The sequence below is a fragment of the Geodermatophilus sp. CPCC 205506 genome (genome assembly GCF_051383635.1).
GTDB lineage: Bacteria > Actinomycetota > Actinomycetes > Mycobacteriales > Geodermatophilaceae > Geodermatophilus.
The window spans coordinates 1-1265 of sequence record NZ_JALPKP010000115.1 but is presented as its reverse complement, the minus strand read 5'-3'; the positions used below and the strand labels follow the sequence as shown (position 1 = coordinate 1265).

The 1265-nt window shown below is 71.7% G+C and carries 1 protein-coding gene; it reads left to right on the top strand.

The annotated features are described in order from the left end of the window. Positions 1-1223: acetyl-CoA C-acetyltransferase (locus MY520_RS27865; RefSeq protein ID WP_436695946.1), on the top strand; the 1223-nt coding region annotated here is incomplete at its 5' end. Positions 1224-1265 lie beyond the last annotated feature (42 nt).

The following is a 1265-nucleotide window of genomic DNA, read 5'->3' as shown; positions in this document are numbered from 1 at the left end:
CCATGCCCGAAGCCGTCATCGTCGCGACCGCGCGCTCGCCCATCGGCCGCGCCTTCAAGGGCTCGCTCAAGGACCTGCGCCCCGACGACCTCACCGCCACGATCGTGCGGGCGGCGCTGGAGAAGGTGCCGGCGCTGGACCCGACCGACATCGACGACCTGATCCTCGGCTGCGGCCTGCCCGGCGGCGAGCAGGGGTACAACATGGGCCGGGTCGTCAGCGTCCTGCTCGGCATGGACCACCTGCCCGGCACCACCGTCACCCGCTACTGCTCCTCCTCGCTGCAGACCACCCGCATGGCCATGCACGCGATCAAGGCCGGCGAGGGCGACGTGTTCATCTCCGCCGGCGTGGAGATGGTGTCCCGGTTCGCCAAGGGCAGCAGCGACTCGCTGCCGGACACCAAGAACCCGGTGTTCGAGGACGCGCAGGCCCGGGTGGCCAAGACCGCGGAGAGCGGCGCGGACGCCTGGGCCGACCCGCGACAGAACGGTGAGCTGCCCGACATCTACATCGCCATGGGCCAGACCGCCGAGAACCTGGCGCTGCTCAAGGACGTCTCCCGGCAGGAGATGGACGAGTTCGCCGTCCGCAGCCAGAACCTGGCCGAGCAGGCGATCGCCGACGGCTTCTGGGCGCGGGAGATCACCCCGGTCACCGCCCCCGACGGCACGGTGGTCAGCACCGACGACACGCCGCGGGCGGGCACCACGCTGGAGGGCGTCTCCGGGCTCAAGCCGGTGTTCCGCCCCGACGGCCGGGTCACCGCGGGCAACGCCTGCCCGCTCAACGACGGTGCCGCCGCGGTCGTGGTCATGAGCGACACCAAGGCCCGCGACCTGGGGCTGACCCCGCTGGCCCGGATCGTCTCCACCGCCGTCACCGGGCTCTCCCCGGAGATCATGGGCTACGGACCGGTCGACGCCTCCCGGGCGGCGCTGCAGCGTGCCGGGATGAGCATCGGCGACATCGACCTCGTGGAGATCAACGAGGCGTTCGCCGCGCAGGTCATCCCCAGCTACCGCGACCTCGGCATCGACATCGACCGGCTCAACGTGCACGGCGGGGCGATCGCCGTCGGCCACCCGTTCGGCATGACCGGCGCCCGCATCACCGGCACGCTGATCAACGGCCTGCAGACCAAGGACAAGACCTTCGGCCTGGAGACGATGTGCGTCGGTGGCGGCATGGGCATGGCGATGGTGCTCGAGCGCCTGAGCTGACGGAGGACCCCCTGCCCCCCACCGCTCGCAGGCTCGCGGCGG